Below are 20,040 nucleotides of genomic sequence, written 5' to 3'. Positions count from 1 at the left end.
TAAAAATGCTTCACCCCAATAGATTTTCAGGAAAAGTGGCCCTTGTTACCGGTGCCGCGCAAGGAATAGGAAAAACGGTTGCACTACAACTTTTAGCCGAAGGTAGTTCGGTTGTATTAATTGATCGTTCTCCAATAGTAAATGAAATAGTTTCACAATTGAGTGAAGACCAAAAAAATAAAGCACTTCCTGTTATAGCTGATTTGGAACAATTTTCAGGCTTTCAGTCGGTAGTGGAACAAGCTGTTGCAAAGTTTGGAAGAATAGACATTTTGATTAACAACGTGGGCGGAACCATTTGGATGAAACCTTTTGCAACCTATGAAGAAGATCAAATAGAAAAAGAAATTCGCCGTTCCCTTTTCCCAACTTTATGGGGCTGTAGAGCCGTTCTTCCGGTGATGTTGAATCAAAAAGGAGGTGTAATCGTGAATGTTTCTTCGGTTGCAACCAGAGGAATTAATCGTGTTCCCTATGCTGCTGCAAAAGGAGGAGTCAATGCCCTTACGGCTGCTATGGCTTTCGAATATGCTGAAAAAAATATTAGGGTGAATGCGGTTGCACCAGGCGGAACCGAAGCTCCGGAACGCTTGATTCCCCGCAATGAAACTCCTGATTCGGAACAGGAAAAAATATGGAGACAAGAAGTGGCGGATCAAACCACCGAATCGAGTTTAATGAAACGCTACGGAACCATTGAAGAACAAACTTCGGCGATACTTTTTCTGGCATCCGATGAAGCTTCGTACATCACAGGAATTACAATTCCGGTGGCCGGTGGCGATTTGGGTTAATATAAAAATATGATTGTCCGTTACTAATACCAAAGCATTTTATGAATAAAATTCAGCTTTTTTTGTCATTTCGACGAAGGAGAAATCACATTTGTTGCTCACGTAATGAGATTTCTCCTTCGTCGAAATGACGAAATTAAATACATTGGTACAAGTGATGGATAGTCAAATAAAAAAATAAAAATGGCAAAAGTAAAAAATACAACATTGAATTATGTGTTTGATGATTTCAAGAAGGAAGAAACTATCCTTTTTTCTAATTCATTGGGGACTGATTTGACGATGTGGGATAAACAAATAGAGTTACTTGGACAGGAATTTAATATCCTGCGCTACGACACACGCGGTCATGGAAAAAGTGAAGTTCCTGCAGGAGAATATTCCATTGAAATGTTGGGGAACGATGTATTGGATTTATTGGATTCTCTGAAGATTGAAAAAGTAAATTTCTGCGGATTGTCTATTGGCGGATTGACTGGACAATGGTTGGGGATTCATGCACCGGAACGTTTGAACAAACTGATACTTTGTAATACTGCCGTAAAAATTGGAAACAAGGAAGGCTGGAATACCCGAATCGAAACCGTTCAAAAAAATGGTTTGGACAGTATCGTTTCAGGAACACAAGAACGTTGGTTCACATCTGAATTTGTTGCTGAAAATAAAGCTGAGGTTGATGCGGTTTTAGTAACGTTTGTGCAAACGCCAGTAACAGGATATAGTTCTTGTTGTGCTGCCGTTCGGGATGCTGATTTTACGGATGAAGTTTCCAAAATTTCGTCGCCAACCTTAATCATTTCCGGTACAGAAGATTTGGTGACAACTGTAAAAGATAGTGAATTTTTAATGGAAAGAATCCCAAACTCGTTATTAGCTGCCTTAAAAACGGCTCATATTTCAAATATCGAAAAGGCTGATGATTTTACAAAACTACTTATTGAATTTATTAAAAATTAAAATATGAAAACAGTTCCACAAATAACAACCGAACAAGCCGCAGCTTTCGTAAAAGATGGCGATACCTTATTGCAGGGTGGTTTTGGGATGACGGGAAATCCAGTCCATTTAATGGATGCTTTATCAAAAACGCAGACTAAAAACATCACTTTTATTGGGAACAATGTAGGTGAAGCGGGAATTGGTGGCGGACGTTTGTTGCGAAACGGACAATTGAAAAAAATGATTGGTTCTTTTTTTACCAGTAATCCCGAAGCGGTGAAAGCAGCCCAGGATGGAATTGTGGAATATGAATTAATCCCACAAGGAACTTTGGCGGAAGCCTTAAGAGCCGGAGGGGCAGGAATAGGAGGTTTTTACACGCCAACCGCAGCCGGAACGCCTATTGCAGAAGGGAAAGAAACTAAAATAATTGATGGTGTGGAACAGGTTTTTGTGAAGGGGATTCGTGGAAACGTAGCTTTTATCAGAGCATGGAAAGCGGATACGGCAGGAAATTTAATCTATCGTATGACAGAGCAAAATTTCAATCGCGCTATGGCAACAGCAGCTGATTTGGTTATTGCTGAAGTAGAAGACATCGTACCGGAAGGCACTTTAGATCCTAATTACATTCATACACCGGGATGTTACATTGATTACTTGGTTCAGGCGACACTTACTTTGGAGGACTTAGGTTCATCGGCATCAGTGAGTAAAGGGAAAAAAGTGAGTGAAGACCGTATGAATATGGCCAAACGCGCATTACAGGAATTGAAAAAAGGAGATGTAGTCAATTTAGGAATCGGAATTCCAACCTTAGTTGCGGATTTAATTACACCAAAACACGGTGTTATTTTGCACACTGAAAATGGAATGTTAGGCGTTGGTCCTGAACCTGTAGATGGAGGAGGAGCAATGAATTATCCGGTAAATGCGGGGAAAATTCCAGTTACGGCAGTACCGGGAAGCAGTTATTTTGACAGTGCAGATTCTTTTGCAATGATACGTGGAAAACATGTTGATATTGCTGTAATGGGCGGTTTAGAAGTGGATGAACATGCGAATCTGGCTAATTGGGCTGTTCCGGGACAACCTTTATTAGGAGTTGGAGGGGCAATGGATTTGGCCTCAGGTGCAAAAACGCTGATTATCACAATGAATCACAATAATAGAGACGGAAGTTCTAAAATTGTGCCCACTTGCACCTTGCCTTTGACGACTTTAGGTGCTGTTGATATGGTGATTACAGAATTGGCTGTTTTCAAATATATTGATGGTAAATTGACTTTAATAGAATTAATGCCGGGAGCAACTTTAGAAGAAGTTCGAGAAAAAACGGAAGCAAAATTCGTGGAACAATTAGCATAAAAAGATGGGTAGAATAGGATTGACTTTAGTTTTTCAATTCTAATGAATCTAATACTAATCGAATGGTAAACAAATTAATACGATACAGTATCGGATCCGATTTAATTATTTATGGGTTCAAATGCATCATTGGTTTTCTAGTTGGCTATCAATTGTATTTGGGTTTTCCTGAATATGAGCTGTATTGGACGATGCTTTCTATTATTTTGGTTATTTCGCCTGAAGCAAAAGATGCGCATCGTTTATCGATTGAACGGTTTAAATCGAACCTAATAGGCTCCGGAATTGGATTGTTTTGTTATTTTATTCATGCCCCAAATGTCTATATGCTATTGTTGGGTATTGTTCTTTCCATTGCCACTTGTTATTTATTTAATCTGATGAATGTGGCGCGAACTGCAATTGTAGCACTCATTATTGTATTGATTCATGAACAGACGCAAATGTCATGGATAGGAGCTGTGGAACGGTTTATATCAGTGACTACCGGATGTTTCATTGGATTATCGATAACCATTATTACATCGGCAGTAATTAATTATTGGAGAAAAAAAGCAAACCTTCCGCAAGAAGAATTATAATTTAAAAGGAATAAAAATGAATACAGAAGCGTATATAATTGATGGAATCAGAACGCCAATAGGAAGTTTTGGCGGAACACTTTCTGCTGTCAGAGCAGATGATTTGGCGGCAATTGTTATTGCAGCATTAGTAAATAGAAATCCAAATATTCCAACCGATGCGATTGATGATGTCATTTTAGGGTGTCACAATCAAGCCGGAGAAGACAATCGGAATGTGGCTCGAATGGCGTCATTGCTGGCGGGATTACCGGTTACAGTTCCAGGAGAAACGGTTAATCGATTGTGTGCATCAGGAATGTCAGCTATTATTGGTGCGTCAAGAGCTATTAAAGCTGGAGATGGCGATATTTTTATTGCCGGTGGAGTTGAGCACATGACACATGGTCCGTTGGTGATTTCAAAATCATCAAAAGCGTATGGAACAGACTCAAAGATGGAAGATTCCAGTTTTGGATGGCGTTTTGTAAACCCAAAAATGAAACAAATGTACGGCGTGGATCCTATGGGAATTACTGCCGAAAATTTAGTGGATTTGTACGATATCAGTCGAGAAGATCAAGATTTATTTGCTTACAATTCACAGATGAAAGCGGCAAAAGCGCAAGAAAATGGTGTATTGGCACAAGAAATTATTCCCGTTAGCATTCCGCAGCGAAAAGGCGAACCAATTGTTTTTTCTAAAGATGAATTTGTCAGAGCCAATACAACTATCGAGACATTGGCTAAATTAAAACCGGCCTTCAAAGCAGATGGAACGGTTACCGCAGGAAATGCTTCGGGATTGAATGACGGTGCTGCAGCTACTTTTATTGCTTCTGAAAAGGCGGTAAAAAAGTATAATTTAAAACCATTAGCCCGAATCGTAAGTTCGGCGGTTGTAGGTGTTGTACCTCGAATTATGGGAATTGGACCCGTTACGGCAACGCAAAAAGCTTTGGCGAAAGCCGGATTAACATTGAATGATATCGACATTATTGAATTGAACGAAGCCTTCGCAGCCCAGAGTTTGGCCTGTACCAGAGCCATGGGACTTCAAGATAATGATGCTAGAGTTAATGTGAATGGAGGAGCAATTGCCTTGGGACATCCACTGGGAATGTCAGGAACCAGAATTGTTTACAGCGCTGCTTTATCATTGCAACGTTTAGAAAAACGATATGCTTTGGCCACCATGTGTATTGGTGTTGGACAAGGGTATGCAGTTATCATTGAAAGGGTTTAAATTATAAAAACGCTCGCAATCTAAATAATTTACAGATGAGCAAAAAAAAAGATATACTCGACGCTACTCTCAAACTGTTTACAGAAAATGGGGAGCGAGCCACATCTACAAAATCGATTGCTTCTGAGGCGGAAACTTCAGAGGCTTTGATTTTTAGACATTTTGGTACGAAAGAAAAATTATTGGAGGAAATTATCAAACATGGCTATCAAGAAGCGACAAAAATAATTTCCAATTATTTGAATGATGAAAACGGATTGCAATACATTTTGAAAATCGTTGAGGTTCCAAGAATTTTAGTAGATTCGCATCCCGATTTTTGGAAAATGCAACATAAAATCATTGTATTAAATTCTCTTTCTCAAAGATACCACGATATTTTTATGAAGCCTTGTTACGAAAAACTAACAGTAGCTTTTTCGAAATTGCAATATGAAAACCCAACTTTGGAAGCTGAATTGCTACTGATTTATATCGATGGAATGTGGAAACATTTTGCATCGCAACAATTGGATTCCAAAACCGAAAGTGCCTTGACAAAACTAGTACAACAGAAATATAAAGATGTAAATTAAGGTAAAAAACAAAAAAACTACAGATACAATAAATTAAGTTTTATCTCCTGGAATAAAACCAATAGAGCTAATTATGAAATATAAACTAAATTTCTATGAAGAATAACAATCAAATTAAGAAGTCGATTTCATTAGAAAAATATGGGATTAAAAATGTACATGAAATTATTCATAATCCTTCCTATGAGCAGTTAGCCAATTATGAGTTAGATCCTAATTTAATAGGTTATGAAAAAGGACAAATTTCTCAACTTGATGCCGTGAATGTTATGACTGGGGCTTTTACAGGCAGATCGCCAAAAGACAAATATATTGTTAAAGATAATAGTACTCAAAATACTATTTGGTGGACTTCTGAAAAAGCAAAGAATGACAACAAGCCAATTACACAAAATACTTGGAATGCATTAAAAGAGACTACAATTAATCAATTATCAGGTAAAAAAATATATGTAGTTGATGCTTTTTGCGGAGCCAATGAAAATTCACGTTTAAAGGTACGCTTTATCATGGAAGTTGCTTGGCAAGCTCATTTTGTGACTAACATGTTTATTCGTCCTACGAAAGCAGAATTAGAAAATTTTGGTGAGCCGGATTTTATTGTAATGAATGGTTCTAAAACTTCATTTAAAGATTATGCTAATCACGGATTGAATTCGGAAGTATATGTTGCTTTTAATTTGACGGAAAAAATGCAATTAATCGGAGGTACTTGGTATGGAGGAGAAATGAAAAAAGGAATGTTCTCCATGATGAACTATTATTTACCATTACAAGGAATTGCATCGATGCATTGCTCTGCTAATAAAGGAAAAGAGGGTGATGTTGCTGTTTTCTTTGGATTATCTGGTACAGGAAAAACAACATTATCAACAGATCCGAAACGGGAATTAATTGGAGATGATGAACATGGTTGGGATAACGATGGTGTTTTCAATTTTGAAGGTGGATGCTATGCTAAAACTATCGATTTAAGCAAAGAAAATGAGCCTGATATTTACGATGCTATAAAAAGAGATGCTTTATTGGAAAATGTAACCTTAAATAGTAAAGGGATTATAGATTTTAAAGATGGCTCGGTTACTCAAAATACTAGAGTTTCCTATCCAATTAACCATATTCAAAATAGTGTAAAACCAGTTTCCAAAGCTGGACATGCTAACAAAGTTATATTTTTAACTGCTGACGCTTTCGGAGTGATGCCACCAGTTTCAAAACTAACACCAGAACAAACTAAATATTATTTTCTTTCTGGATTTACTTCAAAATTAGCGGGGACGGAACTTGGAGTTACGCAACCAGAGCCAACATTTTCAGCTTGTTTTGGAAAAGCATTTTTATCATTACATCCAACAAAATATGGAGAAGAGCTGGTAAAAAAAATGAAGCAGCACTATTCCACCGCTTATATGGTAAATACAGGTTGGAATGGAACAGGAAAAAGAATTTCTATTAAAGATACTAGGGCTATTATCGATGCAATTCTTGACGGTTCGATCGAAAAAGCAGAAACCAAAATAATTCCAGTTTTCAATTTAGAAGTACCAACGTCTCTAGATAATGTAAAGCTTGATATTTTAGATCCTAGAAATACTTATGCGAATGTTTCTGAATGGAATAATAAAGCAATTGATTTAGCCTCTCGTTTTATTAAAAACTTTAAACAATACACGGATAATGAAGAGGGTGTAGGTTTGATAAACGCTGGGCCACAAATTCAAAAAATAGAAATTTAGATTTTTGATAAAAAAAGCATATAAATCTATAAAAAAAATATTATCATGAGTAAAGAAAATTAAGAAGTGAAGCTTTGGCTTACCATGCCTAACTGCAACATTGGATTTTTATAGCTTCAAACTATCCATGCTTTATTTTGATAATATCATAACAGCCTCACTTTTAAATCAATTCCTTAATATGGAACCTTTTATTATAAAAGAATCGTTTTAGGAGTAGTACAGCAAGTTATTAGTGAGGAATATTTGTTTTTAACCAAAAATTTACGTCATCAAACATTTGTTTATTGACAGTATGGCCCTCATCGTATTGATGGAATTCGGGGTTCATACCCTTTGTTTGTAGATATGCTAAGGCATCAGTTGCGTAGGGGAACTGCAGTACCGCATCTTGTTTGCCGTGGGAAACGAAAACTTTAAGTTTATCTAAACGTTTTTCATCCGCAATAAGGGGTTTAACTTCCGGAAGCAGCCTGCCACTCATTACAGCTATTCCTTTGATTTTTTCAGGTTCTGTAAGCGCCACGCTGTAACTCATTATACCTCCCTGACTGAAGCCCATTAAATAAACCTGTTTATCATCAAAATCAAGTTCATTTTTCAGACTTTCAATAAAATTAAGAATAGTTACTCTGGCAGCTTCGGCCTGCTGCTCGTTAATCTGAGGGTGTCCGCTGGTAAAATTTACCTGAAACCAGGCAAAACTTTGCGGTCCCAGAGTAAGTGGACCTCGTGCTGATACTACTAAAAATTTGTCCGGCAGGTCATTGGCAAAAGAAAAAAGGTTTCGCTCATTTCCACCCACCCCATGTAATAGTAACAGTAAAGGTGGATTTGTTGTTTTGGTTTTGGGCTGTCTCACAAGGTAATGCAGCGTTGTTTTTTCTTTGCTGGAATTCATAATGGTAAAACTAAAAATTGAAATTAAAATTAGGATGCTAAAGCATATCCAAAAATGTTTTTTTATCATCATGCTTTATCTATTTTTATAGAAAGCATATTGAGTGATCCGGCTACTATGGCGTCATTAAAAACAGTAGCCTTTTCGTCTTTTTCTCTCAGTGCCAATGTGTATAGCATTGGAATGTAATGTTCAGGAGTGGGCACGGCGAGCTGGAATTCACGTCCCTGTTTATCAAAATTGATAAGAGACTGGTGATCATTCTCAAGAATCATTTTTTTTATTTTTTCATTCGCAATATGAGCCCACTCGAACGCATATCCGGGCAGCATCATTTTATCCCATGCTGCCAATTGTAAATTGTGTACCGAGTTACCGCTTCCAACAATTAGAACACCTTTGCGTCTTAATGCTGCCAGCTCTTTTCCCAATTCATAATGATAAGAAGCAGGTTTTGTATAGTCAATGCTCATTTCGACAATAGGAATTTCGGCATTGGGGTACAGGAATTTTAAAACTGTCCAACAGCCATGATCTAGCCCCCATTCATTGCTCAACCCTATAGAGGTTGAAGTGATTAGTTTTTGTGTTTCCAATGCGAGCTCCGGGCTTCCTAGTGCAGGATATTGAACGTCAAAAAGTGCCTGAGGAAAACCGCCAAAATCATGAATAGTTTCTGGTTTTTGCATTGCCGTTACAAAAGTACCCTTGGTTTCCCAGTGAGCTGATATACAAAGAATAGCCCTTGGTTTTGGCAATGTTTTGGCCATCTGCTGAAAACCTTGGGTAAAACTGTTATCTGCCAGGGCATTCATTGGATTACCGTGTCCAAGAAAAAGAACAGGCATTCTTTCTGTAGGACTAAAATGATTCGTAGCTGTTTTAAGGGAGCTGAGCTGCATCGCTGCAGCTCCCAATGGTAAAATAGCCATGGTTTTAAGAAAATTTTTTCTATCCATTTTTCACAGTATTTATTTACCTAGTATTTGGTCCATATAGGATTTATTATCCCAAAAAAGATATTCTTCTTGCATTACACCGTTTTCCCAAACTCCGATGGTCGCCATTGGAATTTTGAATTTATTACCTGTAGGCTGTATAAAACTTCCATCTCCTGCGGGCATAGGCTGCGTGAACGTACCTTCCATATAACCCATTACGGCAGTAATATTGCCTGAGCCAATTTTAAAAGGATGCTCTTTAATACGGGTGTCTGGAGCATATACAAACATCGCATCAAGAGTTTTTATATGCTGTTCTAAACCAGTTTCAAGATGTCCATCAGGGAAATGTACTTTGATGTCTTTTGCGTGACTTTCATGCAATCTTGTCCAGTCTCTACTGCTAAATACGATATAATCTAATGTATCGAAAGTAGATAGATTTTTTGAAATTAATTCATTGGCAGCAGCCAGTTCTTTAACTTGTTTCAACAAATCTTCTTTACTGTCTTTTTTTTGAGCAAAAAGGGAAACGCTTATTAATATAACCATCATAGTGGCTAAACCTGTTTTTATTGTAAATGAATTTTTCATGATTAAATGTTTTTTAAAATTATAATACAAAGTTTAACCGTAATTGAGAAAGTGAGTAACAATAATTCATAGAGAACGTTAGCTTTTCAAAATACTGATTCTGAAACTTTTTTCTTGCTTAGTGCTACATTCTGTAATCGGCAACGGTATGGTATTTTATCTTGTTGTCTTCAAACACGAAAGTATCTGTTCCAGCCAGAATTTTTGTTGAACTGGATTCACTTGCCCAGAAAATGTAGGCAACGTTTCCAACAATCGTTTTTTGTTTCATGGTAAATGAAGAGCCTGTTGGGATTACCGCAAAGAAATCTTTAAAGAATTCACGTATTTCAGTCAAGCCTTTTATGGAACCGGTAGGTGTCATAATTACGGATTCATCTGTGTAATCTTTTAGAATTTCATCCAAGTTGTTGTTACCGAATGCTGTAAGGTGGTGCATCAAAGTTTGTTCTACTGTATTGTCCATTTTATTTTTGTTTTTAGTTGTTTGTGTAATATTATTTGAAGGTATTTTACGAAAGGAACTGCTAGCAGCCCATTCAGGATGCGTTTCTCTAGGACCTATTATAGCTATCTGTTTGACTACTTTTGGAAACATGCTTGGCAAGTAATAGACTGAATAAGTACCATCATTAAACGCAATACATTTTTTTATTCTTTGTTTAAAATATTATTTTTCAGTTAAATGCCTTACTTATGTAACCATTTTTTAAAAAGGTTCAATACAAATGGCATAACCAGATAGATCATAAAACCTGAAATCAATAGGGCACTAATAATACCTGCAAAAAAATACAGTGGTATTACTGTTGCTATTGTTTTTACCAGCGTGGGTATCACAATAGTGAGAGGATATACCGCAATAAAGGTAACTGCCCATTGTTTCCATCTTTTTGTACCATTAAAAATCCTGTACCAAAATATATTCCAATCCTGTATCACTTCGTGCTTTTCGGTCAACCATGGAGTATGGGAATCATTAAAGATATTCCTTCTTTCATTAGAATTCAACCATGCGTTGGCATTTTCTTTACAATCAAAGCGTATAATGATATAATAATAATCAGTTTCTTTTAGGCGGTTTAAAACCGTTATATTAATAAAGCCTTTGAAAGTTTTAACAAGTTTTTCAGCTTTTGACTTCCATATTTTAAAATCGCCGGTATTGTATACTTCCACTTTAAAACGCACCATTAGTAGTCCGTCCCCATCATTTTGATCTTTATTCATAAATGCCGCTGAAATAGTAATAATTTATTTGCATTAACCCTCTTTTTTAATAACCGCTATAGCAGCATCAATACTCGCTTTACCACCGCCAGTAATAAGTACAATTAAGGCCAGCCCAAAAAGAAGAATAAAGTATTCCAAGCCTTCTCCTTTATTTGGCTCTGAATACCAGTTCATAAAGAAACCACTATGTAAATGTGTCGTGATAACAACTCCTGCAAAATTCACCAGTACTCCAAATGCTGCCACTCTGGTAGCAAAGCCCGCAATCAGGAATAATGCACCGAAAAATTCGATTAGGATGACCAGTAGCGCAATGATGTATGGAAGACCAGCATCTCCTGTTAAAAAGCCCATCGTTCCTTCAAAACCATAACCACCAAACCAGCCCAGAAGTTTTTTGGCTCCATGAGGGAATATTACAATTCCTAATGCAATCCGCGCAATTAACGCTAATATATTATTGGGATCTATTGATAAAATCTTTTTCATTTTTTATTATGTTTTAATTGTTGCTTCATTTTTGTAATATTTAATGCGACTTATAAGTACCTGCTAAATTTAAATGGACTGTTTGGCCTCATCTAGTGTGACAGTTTTACCCAAGGCACCAAATTCATGTAAATCACCAAATACTTCAATACGAATGGATTGATTTAGCCCTCCTATTCGCAATGGTTCAAATCCGTTGTCACGAATCAAGTCCTCGATTTCGGTATTAATGCTAGTGTCATCAGTTGCATAAAATTGAACTGCTTTTTCGGGTGTTTGGAAAGCTGCTGAAGCTAAAGATGCAGCACCCAATGTTCCCAATGCTTTCACCAACTTGACACTATTTGGCAGTAAGGACGAAAGTATTTCACCTGCTGATTCGTCTGTACCAATTATCTTTTTGAAACCACCGTTTTCATCTGGAGCAATAGGATTGGAAGGATCAACAATAATTTTACCTTGAAGTTCTGTTGCGTAAGTTTTGAAAAACGCTTTGATTGCATCAAAATAAATGGCCAATACAACAATGTTAGCCTGTTTGATGGCGTCAGCAATAGTTGCTGGCTGTGCCAAGTTGCCTAATTTTTTTGCGAGTTCAGTTGCTTTTTCAAATGTTTTGTCAGCAACAATAACCGAATGATTTCCTTTTACAAGATTTGTAGCAACTGTAGTTCCGATATTTCCTAAACCGATAACTGTAACTTTTGATTTTTGTATCATAACAATTTAATAAAATTTGATACTGCAAAGTTGCGTCAGAAAGAGAGTTCTTTCCAATGAACTACATCAAGAAGTAGTATTGATCTAGATTAAGATTTGGTGTTAACTTGCTTGTGGCGCAAGCGACTCAAAAACTCGGGTGTAATTCCTAAAAATGCAGCTATTTGAGTTTGTGGCAATCGATTAGTGAGATGAGAATAGGTCTGAATAAAGGACAAATACCTTTCTTCGGCTGTGGAACTAATGTTTTGCAACAATCTTTTTTGAAGCGAAACATAACTGTTTTCAATGAGTATCCTAAAAATTTTATCAAACTTAGGTGCTTGCTTATATATTGTAACAAGGTCTTCATAACTGATTTGTAGTACTATCGTGTCTTCCAAAGCATCAATGCTCAGTTCGGAGGGTTTTCTGCTGTGAAAACTTCCAATTTCACTCATCCACCAATTTTCTGTTGCAAATTGAATGATGTGCGTATTACCTTTAACATCTACTTTGTATAATCGTAAACAACCCCGAACTACAAAATTAAAATGATTGCATACATCGCCTTCTTGCAAAATATATTGTCGTTTTCTGTAAAGCCTCGGTTTAAACAAACTGGAAACCAATTCTTTTTCCACATTATTTAATGGAATTAACTTTTGAAAGTAATCCAACAAGGGTTGTAACTGTATTTTTATCAATTCGTCTTTGTTCATCGTTTTTCAGTATATTCAACAATCGTTGGATTGGCGATGGCAAATCACCGCGTGTTAGGAAATTGCATTGTGGAGTAAATTGAAGCACAAAAGTCCAACATTAAACCAAATCTAAATTAATGAAAAAAAACGGTAGTGTCGTTTCAGTACCCTCATAGATAGAGGAAATCGTAAATCGCCAACTTTTTGTAATGTCCCTTCAAAAGCTTTATTCATTATTGTATAGGAACACGAATCAATGTAGAAACTTTTTAGAAACAAAAAACAAAATTAAATAGAAATCGAATGAATTTTTTTGCTTCTAAAATTATTTTCAACTATTTCTTCACTTCAATCGCTTGTTGAAGAATAGCACGAGAATCGGCACTTGATAGGGGCCTTACTGTACGATTAGTAACTTTCCAGCCATCTGTAGTTCTCAAGAGTTTCCATTGGTTCACTGTGAGTTGATAAATAGAAAATCCAGGCGAAATTCCTTTACCGGGAAGTTTCACATGAGAGGCTGTTGTGTCTGGCATCACTATGAGCAAATAACCCGTAGCTACTGCATTATCTCCATTTAGCGTGATGTGAGGAAGCATTGCTAAATGTGTCATTCCACCCTTGATAGCCTCCTTCTGTTCAGGCGCATTGACGATTTTCAAGATTTCATCTCGACCTTTATCTTGTCGTGCAGTACCTCGGTCAAAGGTAGCATTTTCTGTAAACATTTTCGTCCAATACGATTCCGATGCTACATCAGAACTAAAAGCAGAACCTGCAAGAAGGTTTAGGATTTCTAGTCGGTCTTCAGTGGCTATAATACGTGCGAGAAGTTCAGCTGTGTTCAAAGTACTTATTTGTTTATGGAGAGTCGGGTTGCCTTTTTTTTTAGCCTCAACTTTCTGGGCTGAAAGTAGGTTAGAAATTAATAAAAAGGCGATATACAATACAAATCTTATATTAAAATTAGCTTGGCTTTTCATTTTCGACAGTTTAAAATTGATTTTGATAAAACACCTAAAAATTAAATTTGGTAATCTTCTCTGACGGGACAAAATATATCAAATATCTTACATTTTGTAAGTGCTTTTCCTCCGTGTACGACATTAGGAGGTATCACAGCAATTTGTCCATTTTCATAGATTTTTGTTTCCTCACCAATGGTCATTTCAAATTTCCCTTCCAAAACTTGGGTGACTTGCTCATGGAAATGTGCATGCATGGGTAAAATCGCCCCTTCTTCAACATCCCAGTAACCCAAGGTGAAATTCTCTGTATGAACAAATCTTGCCTTGAATCCTTCTTTTATTTCATTTTGTGGTAGTAAATCTATTTCTATCATCTTTTTAGTTCAATTGTTTTTATCTTAGTTTCTTTCCATTTTAGGTAGCCTCGAACATTCATGATTAGAAAAAATACATTGCCTATACTGATACCAAAACTTTGCATTCTAAAAATTCCCAAATACATCCAAAGTACATTAGCAAGTATGTAAGAAATGAAACCTATTCGATTTTTATTGCCTATTAGATAAACAGCTAACAAACTTGAAGCCATTGCCAGCCAATCTAAACCATAATATTTTAGTAATATATCCATGCCGAAATTGCTTTTAACTTTTAATGAATATGAATACCACCATTAACATCAATAGTAGCACCAGTAATGAATCCCGAAAGGTCGGAAGCCAAAAAAAGGCAAGTACCTGCTAACTCTATCGTTTTACCAACACGTTTTAATGGAATTCCTGAAATCACATCATTCAATTGTTTTTCCGAAAGTCCATCCAACATACTGGTTTCTATCATGGCTGGGCAAATTACATTAGCTCGAATATTCATTGGTGCAAATTCTCTTGCTATGGAACGGGTAAGGCTAATAACCCCGCCTTTTGAAGCGGCATAGTGAGAACCTCCTACCAAACCTCCCCCACGTTGTGCCGACAATGATGATAAATTGACGATAACTCCAGCTTGCTTTTCAGTAAATATTTTCAAAGCACTTTTGCAAATATTGAAAGTACCTTTTAAGTTTACATCCATTATCAAATCATACCCTTCGTCTGTGATAGACAGCATCCCTTCTGATTTTACAATGCCCGCACAATTCACTAAGCAGTCAATAGTTCCGAAATGTGCTACAGCTTTTTCTATCACTTTATCACAATCTGACGTATTTCGTATATCACATTGTAGATAAATAATATCCGGTTTATGACCTATTTGTGAAGCGATAGCGGTACCAACCTCATTGGCAATTTCGGCATTCATTACCAAATCTAGAAGTACTAATTTAGCCCCATGAGCTGCAAAAAGTTCTGCCGTAGCATATCCGATACTGCGCAAGGATGCCCCACCGACAATCACACAGACTTTATTTTCTAATAGTAGATGGTTGTATTTTTTATTTTCGTTTAAGTGTGTATTTTTCATATATTTTTATATTGTAACATTTTCGATTATTACGGCATAACCCATTCCTACACCAACACACATAGCTGCAAGGGCATATTTTTTCTTGGTACGGTGTAGTTCATTAACTGCCGCTTGAATGATTCGAGTACCCGACATTCCTAGTGGATGTCCAAGTGCAATTGCTCCGCCATTTGGGTTTACTCTTGTGTCATCATCGGCAATCTCTAAGTTTCGTGTAACGGCTAAACATTGAGCTGAAAAAGCTTCATTGAATTCAAATACGTCTATTTGGTCGAGTGTCAAACCTGCTTTTTGCAACGCTTTTTGTGTTGCTCCAACAGGGCCAATTCCCATAATTCTAGGTTCTACGCCTACTACCGCCGAGGATACGATTCTTGCTTTTGGAATAAAATTAAGTCTTTTTACTGCTTCCTCCGAAGCAATCAACATGGCAGCAGCTCCATCATTTAATCCGGAAGAATTTCCTGCTGTTACTGTTCCTCCTTCTTTCTTGAAAATGGGGTTTAATTTGGAAAGGATTTCAATTGTTGTACTGCCTTTAATAAATTCATCTGTATCAAAAACAGTGATATTACCTTTTCTATCAGCCATTTCAATTTTCATGATTTCATCCGCTAAAATTCTGTTTTGTTGAGCCAAAAACGCTTTTTGCTGTGAGCGAAAGGCAAACAAATCTTGATCCTCACGGCTTATTCCATACATAACTGCTAAATTTTCAGCAGTTATGCCCATTGCATCGGTACCGTATAATTTTTGCATTTCAGGATTAATAAATCGCCATCCAAAACTACTATCAAACATCTTTGCATCATTGCCAAAAGGTTTTGATGTTTTAGAAATTACCCACGGGCCGCGGGTCATGTGTTCCATTCCGCCCGCAATAAAAATAGCACCGTCATCAGCTTTGATAGCTCTATTGGCATGAATAATCGCCGACATTCCTGATGAACATAAACGATTGACCGTCTCACCTGGAACGGTGTGTGGTATTCCGGCTAATAGTAAAGCCATTCGTGCTACATTTCGATTATCTTCCCCCGCTTGGTTATGACACCCTAAAATCACATCGTCAATTAATTCTGTTGGTAAATTTGGGTTTCTTTTGATGAGTTCTTTAATTGGTAATGCTGCCAAATCATCGGCACGAAGAGCTGATAAAGTGCCTCCTAAACTACCAATTGGCGTTCGGATAGCATCAATGATATAGGATTGTTTCATATTGTAGATAATATTTATTTTTTAAAGGAATATGGTATCGCCATTCTTCATTCCAGTTTGTGTTTTGGAATCATGGCGATTTCATCTGATTAAAAATTGTTTATGATATAGCTTAATAAATTCATAACTGCTTTTATGATTGTTTTGAACGTTTAAAATTGTATGCTGCCTTTTCTATTAAAATTTTTTCCATTTCAATTTCTGAATATCCCAATTCACTAAGAATTTCGGTAGTGTCCCATCCACAAGGAACGGCAGTAGAACGCGCCGAAGGATAATTGCCATCAACTTTTATAGTGGAACGAATTACAGCAGTTTTTCCTTCGGTTGGATGATTTTCAAAATCAATTAGCTCAACAGCCTTTAAATGTGGGTCATTAGTTAATGTTTCAAGTGTATGGCAGGGCATAGCGGGTAGGTCCGTTTCTCGAAATATTTTAAGCCATTCATCAGTGGACTTATTATCGAGTGCCGCACCACGAATTTCAAACCATTCTGAAACGTATTTTGCCCTGCTTGCCACCGATATAAATCGTTCATCGTGGAGTAATTCTTCTCTATCCGTTATTTTTAAAAAGGCTTGTACCTGAGCATCAGTATTGATGGTAAAGGAAAGATATCCATCTTTTGTTTTAACGGGCTGATTATGTGGGCTTAAAAGTCGAAGGTCGCCTGGGGGACCAACTGGCGGTTCAAAACTTTGTTGCGCTAAATGTTCTTGCAAAACAAAAGATGCCATGGTTTCAAACATCGGTATTTCTATACTTGTACCTATTCCAGTATTTTGACGTTGCATCAGTGCTGCCATAACTGTGCCTGCCGTAATTTCGCCCACAACGTGGTCACAGATTAACATAGGAACGTAAGCCGGTTTTCCATCACGAGCCATCGTTAATCCTGCAATACCCGAAGCACCTTGCAAAACACTGTCGTAAGTTGGCAACCCTGAATAAGGTCCATCTGTGCCATAGCCTGTTATCAAACAATATATTTTTTCTGGATATTTTGACCTGATCGTAGCTGCATCTAAACCCAATCGCTCTAAAGCATCGGGTCGCATATTGGCAACAATCACATCACACCATTCCACTAATTTTTGAATGATTTGCTGCCCCCCTTCTTTTTTTAAGTCGAGACAAATATTCTTTTTCCCTCGATTAAGATGTAGGTAAGCTCCCGAATGTTGTCCCGTAGGTGACATTCCTCCCAGACCACGCATCAAATCGCCCGATGGGCTTTCAACCTTTATAATTTCTGCACCGTATTGCCCCAATCGCCAAGTTGCCACTGGACCAACAACCACAGCCGTTAGGTCTAATATTTTGATATTTTTTAATGGTTCAAACTTCATATTCAATTATTTTACGTTAGCTTCGGCCTCTACCGCTATTTCATTATTATCGTCAAAAACTTTCAACTCCCAGCCCGTTTCTTTTTGTTCGGCAGTCAGGGTCATCGGTCTGTTACAATACAGCGGTGCTATATGTTTTACTTTTATAGCTGTCATTTCCAGCCCCAAATAGGTTCTTAAAAATTCAGTTAATAAAAGTGTAGTCAAACCACCGTTTACCACCAAATCTGGAAGTCCTTCAATATTTTGAGCATAATCCCTATCCAAGTGAATTTTATGAGAGTTAAATCCTAATGCAGAGTATTGGAATATAAGTGTTTCATCAGGAATTACCTGTTTCTGATGTTTCGATTCAATAGGTTGGGAAGATGTTTTTTCAGAATTCTTCGAAGCGGTACTCGCACTTAGCAAAATGTAGGTTTGGGTTTCAATAATGGCGGGAATTGATGCAGTAACAGGACGTAATTCGTGTTGGATTGTTACAATTGCCATCGGTCCCGAATTAGTTGTTTTTTCTACGATGCTTTTGATAAAACTCGTTTTTTCTACTACTGAACCTATTACAATGTCACCATTGTAGGATGCAGTTCTTCCTCCTAAAAGCAATCTTGGCAGCCCAAGGTCAGGAATAGGAACACCCAAGCCAGGGAATCCATCTTTGCGTAATTTGGATTTTCGTGTTTCACCAGCTAGCATAAAAAAATGCCATCCTTTTGGTAATATATCTCCTTCTGAAAAAGAACGAGTATCTAAGTCTAACATAGCAGCCACACGACGTACCATTGTAGGACTACATTGTTCATTTGATTGAGTTTTAGACTCTAAAATGCTTTCTTGCATATTGTTATGTATTCTCACAAATACGTGAATAAATGTGAATTTCAACAAAAATACAAATTATTTTTTTATATTTGAAAATATTATTTCATATTTGCAAAAGAAATAACAATTTATAAATTTTCAAAACATGAAATTTAAGTATCATCACATGAATCTATGCACAGAAGATGTGTCAAGATTATCCAAATTTTATCAAAATATTTTCGGCATGAGTCGCCTTCAAGACGAAGAACACGGATTGACAACCGAGGACACCGAAAACAGGTATGACGGGCAAGTTGAATTTATAACCGATGGCACCATAGAATTTCATATTACTCAAAAGGATAATGATGCTGGCCACCGCATGAACCAATGGATTAATCCAATCAAAAATGGTCATTTCTGTTTTAGAACAGATGATATAGAAGGGTTCAAAAAGAAATTAGAAGATCAAAATATTCCCTATGCGGATTATGGTAAATGGGCATTAGCAGGTTGGTATCAAATCTTCTTTCATGACCCAGATGGAAATATCATCGAAGTACATCAAATAGGTATGTAATTTGATTTGCGGTTTATTTTGCTTAAAATAGCGGATATTTAAACACAAAAAATCGTAAAATAAATCAGATATGAAAGAGAAAGAAGAAAATGGAGTTTATTCTGCCCCCGCATTAGACAAAGGCTTAGATATTTTAGAAGTTCTTAGTAAGTGCGAAAACGGACTGACACAGCAAGAAATTGCGGCTCAACTTGGTAGGAAATTGGGGGAAATTTATCGTATGTTGAATTGTTTGGTGCAAAGGAATTATGTTGCCAATTATGGAAATGTTTATACCATTACTTCTAAGTTGTTTCAATTGTCACATTTTCATCCACCTACTTATCGTTTGTTGACGGAAGCACTTCCAATTATGGAGGGTTTATCAAGAGCCGTTTCTTTTCCTTGTGATTTGAGAGTTTATAATAATGGTTTTCAAACCGTTATAGCGTCCATTCAACCGCCAAATGGACTTGGTTTTATGACTCGAGTTGGCTCTGAAATTGAGGTTGCTCCTTCAGCATCTGGTATGGTATTGTTGGCTTTTCAGGACCAAATCATCAAAAATATCAGAATACAAGAAAGCCTTCCAAATTCATCAGAGACTGAAATTGAAGCTTACAGTAATAGTCTAAAGGATGTAGTGTCAAAAGGATTTGCATCCATAAAGAGTAAACAGTTTGCAGGACTTCACGCCATTTCATTTCCTATATTGGATATGAACGGAAATGCAGTAGCTGCGATGACAGTACCTATGTTGGCACGAATTGATGGAACAAACCAATTTACGCAAGAGCAGGTAGAAGAAATATTAAGAGAATGTGTATCAAATCTGAGTCAAAAAATTGCAATAACTAATATAAATGCAAATAATTGAATTATGTCAAATATTAA

Annotated in this window: 24 protein-coding genes; 9 read left to right on the top strand and 15 right to left on the bottom strand. The window is 36.9% G+C overall.

Features of this window, described 5'->3' with window-relative positions; genetic code table 11:
- Positions 1 to 5: 5 nt before the first annotated feature.
- The 7 genes from benD (at position 6) to pckA (ending at position 7,218) form a co-directional block, all read left to right on the top strand.
- Entirely contained in the window at positions 6 to 794 is a 789-nt protein-coding gene (gene benD / locus ACM55F_RS03260; protein WP_416852269.1) for a benzoate diol dehydrogenase BenD, read from the top strand.
- Positions 795 to 977: 183 nt separating this feature from the next.
- Positions 978 to 1,751 carry a 3-oxoadipate enol-lactonase gene (pcaD, locus tag ACM55F_RS03255; RefSeq protein ID WP_416852268.1) on the top strand — a complete coding sequence of 258 codons (774 nt, stop codon included), beginning with the start codon at positions 978 to 980 and terminating at the stop codon, positions 1,749 to 1,751.
- A 3-nt stretch (positions 1,752 to 1,754) separates the two neighbouring features.
- A complete protein-coding gene (locus ACM55F_RS03250; RefSeq protein WP_416852267.1) occupies positions 1,755 to 3,101 on the top strand; it encodes a 3-oxoacid CoA-transferase in 1,347 nt (448 codons plus the stop codon).
- Between the two features lie 62 nt (positions 3,102 to 3,163).
- Positions 3,164 to 3,682, top strand: a complete 519-nt coding sequence (locus tag ACM55F_RS03245) for an FUSC family protein (protein ID WP_416852266.1) — start codon at positions 3,164 to 3,166, stop codon at positions 3,680 to 3,682.
- Positions 3,683 to 3,698: 16 nt separating this feature from the next.
- Positions 3,699 to 4,907, top strand: coding sequence for a 3-oxoadipyl-CoA thiolase (gene pcaF, locus ACM55F_RS03240; protein ID WP_416852265.1), 1,209 nt, complete (start codon positions 3,699 to 3,701; stop codon positions 4,905 to 4,907).
- A 35-nt stretch (positions 4,908 to 4,942) separates the two neighbouring features.
- Complete coding sequence (locus ACM55F_RS03235; protein ID WP_416852264.1) at positions 4,943 to 5,482, top strand: TetR/AcrR family transcriptional regulator; 540 nt, start codon at positions 4,943 to 4,945, stop codon at positions 5,480 to 5,482.
- Positions 5,483 to 5,577: 95 nt separating this feature from the next.
- Positions 5,578 to 7,218: a phosphoenolpyruvate carboxykinase (ATP) gene (gene pckA, locus ACM55F_RS03230; RefSeq protein ID WP_416852263.1), complete on the top strand. Its 1,641-nt coding sequence runs from the start codon at positions 5,578 to 5,580 to the stop codon at positions 7,216 to 7,218.
- A 232-nt stretch (positions 7,219 to 7,450) separates the two neighbouring features.
- On the opposite strand, the gene ACM55F_RS03225 is transcribed toward pckA, so the two are convergent.
- The 15 genes from ACM55F_RS03225 to ACM55F_RS03155 all read right to left on the bottom strand — a co-directional run bounded on the left by ACM55F_RS03225 (position 7,451) and on the right by ACM55F_RS03155 (position 18,623).
- On the bottom strand, positions 7,451 to 8,191 hold the full coding sequence (locus ACM55F_RS03225) for an alpha/beta hydrolase (protein WP_416852262.1): 741 nt from the start codon (positions 8,189 to 8,191) through the stop codon (positions 7,451 to 7,453).
- The gene (ygiD, locus tag ACM55F_RS03220) at positions 8,188 to 9,021 is read right to left on the bottom strand and encodes a 4,5-DOPA-extradiol-dioxygenase (protein WP_416852261.1); all 834 of its coding nucleotides are present in this window, start codon (positions 9,019 to 9,021) and stop codon (positions 8,188 to 8,190) included. Before ygiD ends, ACM55F_RS03225 begins: the two co-directional genes overlap by 4 nt.
- Positions 9,022 to 9,090: 69 nt before the next feature.
- The gene (locus ACM55F_RS03215; protein ID WP_416852260.1) at positions 9,091 to 9,654 is read right to left on the bottom strand and encodes an ester cyclase; all 564 of its coding nucleotides are present in this window, start codon (positions 9,652 to 9,654) and stop codon (positions 9,091 to 9,093) included.
- Between the two features lie 124 nt (positions 9,655 to 9,778).
- A complete protein-coding gene (locus ACM55F_RS03210; protein WP_416852259.1) occupies positions 9,779 to 10,252 on the bottom strand; it encodes a nuclear transport factor 2 family protein in 474 nt (157 codons plus the stop codon).
- A gap of 92 nt (positions 10,253 to 10,344) precedes the next feature.
- Positions 10,345 to 10,884: a putative antibiotic biosynthesis monooxygenase gene (locus tag ACM55F_RS03205; protein WP_416852258.1), complete on the bottom strand. Its 540-nt coding sequence runs from the start codon at positions 10,882 to 10,884 to the stop codon at positions 10,345 to 10,347.
- A gap of 33 nt (positions 10,885 to 10,917) precedes the next feature.
- Positions 10,918 to 11,376: a DoxX family protein gene (locus ACM55F_RS03200; protein ID WP_416852257.1), complete on the bottom strand. Its 459-nt coding sequence runs from the start codon at positions 11,374 to 11,376 to the stop codon at positions 10,918 to 10,920.
- A 69-nt stretch (positions 11,377 to 11,445) separates the two neighbouring features.
- Positions 11,446 to 12,096, bottom strand: a complete 651-nt coding sequence (locus ACM55F_RS03195; RefSeq protein ID WP_416852256.1) for an NADPH-dependent F420 reductase — start codon at positions 12,094 to 12,096, stop codon at positions 11,446 to 11,448.
- Between the two features lie 89 nt (positions 12,097 to 12,185).
- Positions 12,186 to 12,797, bottom strand: a complete 612-nt coding sequence (locus tag ACM55F_RS03190; protein ID WP_416852255.1) for a Crp/Fnr family transcriptional regulator — start codon at positions 12,795 to 12,797, stop codon at positions 12,186 to 12,188.
- A 317-nt stretch (positions 12,798 to 13,114) separates the two neighbouring features.
- Positions 13,115 to 13,762 carry a nuclear transport factor 2 family protein gene (locus ACM55F_RS03185; RefSeq protein ID WP_416852254.1) on the bottom strand — a complete coding sequence of 216 codons (648 nt, stop codon included), beginning with the start codon at positions 13,760 to 13,762 and terminating at the stop codon, positions 13,115 to 13,117.
- A 41-nt stretch (positions 13,763 to 13,803) separates the two neighbouring features.
- Entirely contained in the window at positions 13,804 to 14,121 is a 318-nt protein-coding gene (locus tag ACM55F_RS03180) for a cupin domain-containing protein (protein ID WP_416852253.1), read from the bottom strand.
- A complete protein-coding gene (locus ACM55F_RS03175) occupies positions 14,118 to 14,378 on the bottom strand; it encodes a nicotinamide mononucleotide transporter (protein WP_416852252.1) in 261 nt (86 codons plus the stop codon). The genes ACM55F_RS03180 and ACM55F_RS03175 overlap by 4 nt, the downstream gene beginning before the upstream one ends.
- A gap of 20 nt (positions 14,379 to 14,398) precedes the next feature.
- The gene (locus ACM55F_RS03170) at positions 14,399 to 15,211 is read right to left on the bottom strand and encodes an SDR family NAD(P)-dependent oxidoreductase (protein ID WP_416852251.1); all 813 of its coding nucleotides are present in this window, start codon (positions 15,209 to 15,211) and stop codon (positions 14,399 to 14,401) included.
- A 6-nt stretch (positions 15,212 to 15,217) separates the two neighbouring features.
- Positions 15,218 to 16,432, bottom strand: coding sequence for an acetyl-CoA C-acyltransferase (locus ACM55F_RS03165; protein ID WP_416852250.1), 1,215 nt, complete (start codon positions 16,430 to 16,432; stop codon positions 15,218 to 15,220).
- Between the two features lie 133 nt (positions 16,433 to 16,565).
- Positions 16,566 to 17,783, bottom strand: a complete 1,218-nt coding sequence (locus ACM55F_RS03160) for a CaiB/BaiF CoA transferase family protein (RefSeq protein ID WP_416852249.1) — start codon at positions 17,781 to 17,783, stop codon at positions 16,566 to 16,568.
- Between the two features lie 6 nt (positions 17,784 to 17,789).
- Positions 17,790 to 18,623, bottom strand: coding sequence for an HTD2 family dehydratase (locus ACM55F_RS03155; RefSeq protein ID WP_416852248.1), 834 nt, complete (start codon positions 18,621 to 18,623; stop codon positions 17,790 to 17,792).
- Positions 18,624 to 18,750: 127 nt separating this feature from the next.
- Between ACM55F_RS03155 and ACM55F_RS03150 the strand changes: the two genes are divergently transcribed.
- Together ACM55F_RS03150 and ACM55F_RS03145 are read left to right on the top strand one after the other, a co-directional pair.
- A complete protein-coding gene (locus ACM55F_RS03150; protein ID WP_416852247.1) occupies positions 18,751 to 19,167 on the top strand; it encodes a VOC family protein in 417 nt (138 codons plus the stop codon).
- Between the two features lie 70 nt (positions 19,168 to 19,237).
- A complete protein-coding gene (locus tag ACM55F_RS03145) occupies positions 19,238 to 20,023 on the top strand; it encodes an IclR family transcriptional regulator (protein ID WP_416852246.1) in 786 nt (261 codons plus the stop codon).
- Positions 20,024 to 20,040: the final 17 nt, after the last annotated feature.

This window comes from Flavobacterium melibiosi (assembly GCF_048158545.1).
In the GTDB taxonomy this organism is placed as follows: domain Bacteria; phylum Bacteroidota; class Bacteroidia; order Flavobacteriales; family Flavobacteriaceae; genus Flavobacterium; species Flavobacterium melibiosi.
The sequence above is the reverse complement of the archived record's forward strand: the minus strand, read 5'-3'. Positions and strand labels throughout refer to the sequence as shown.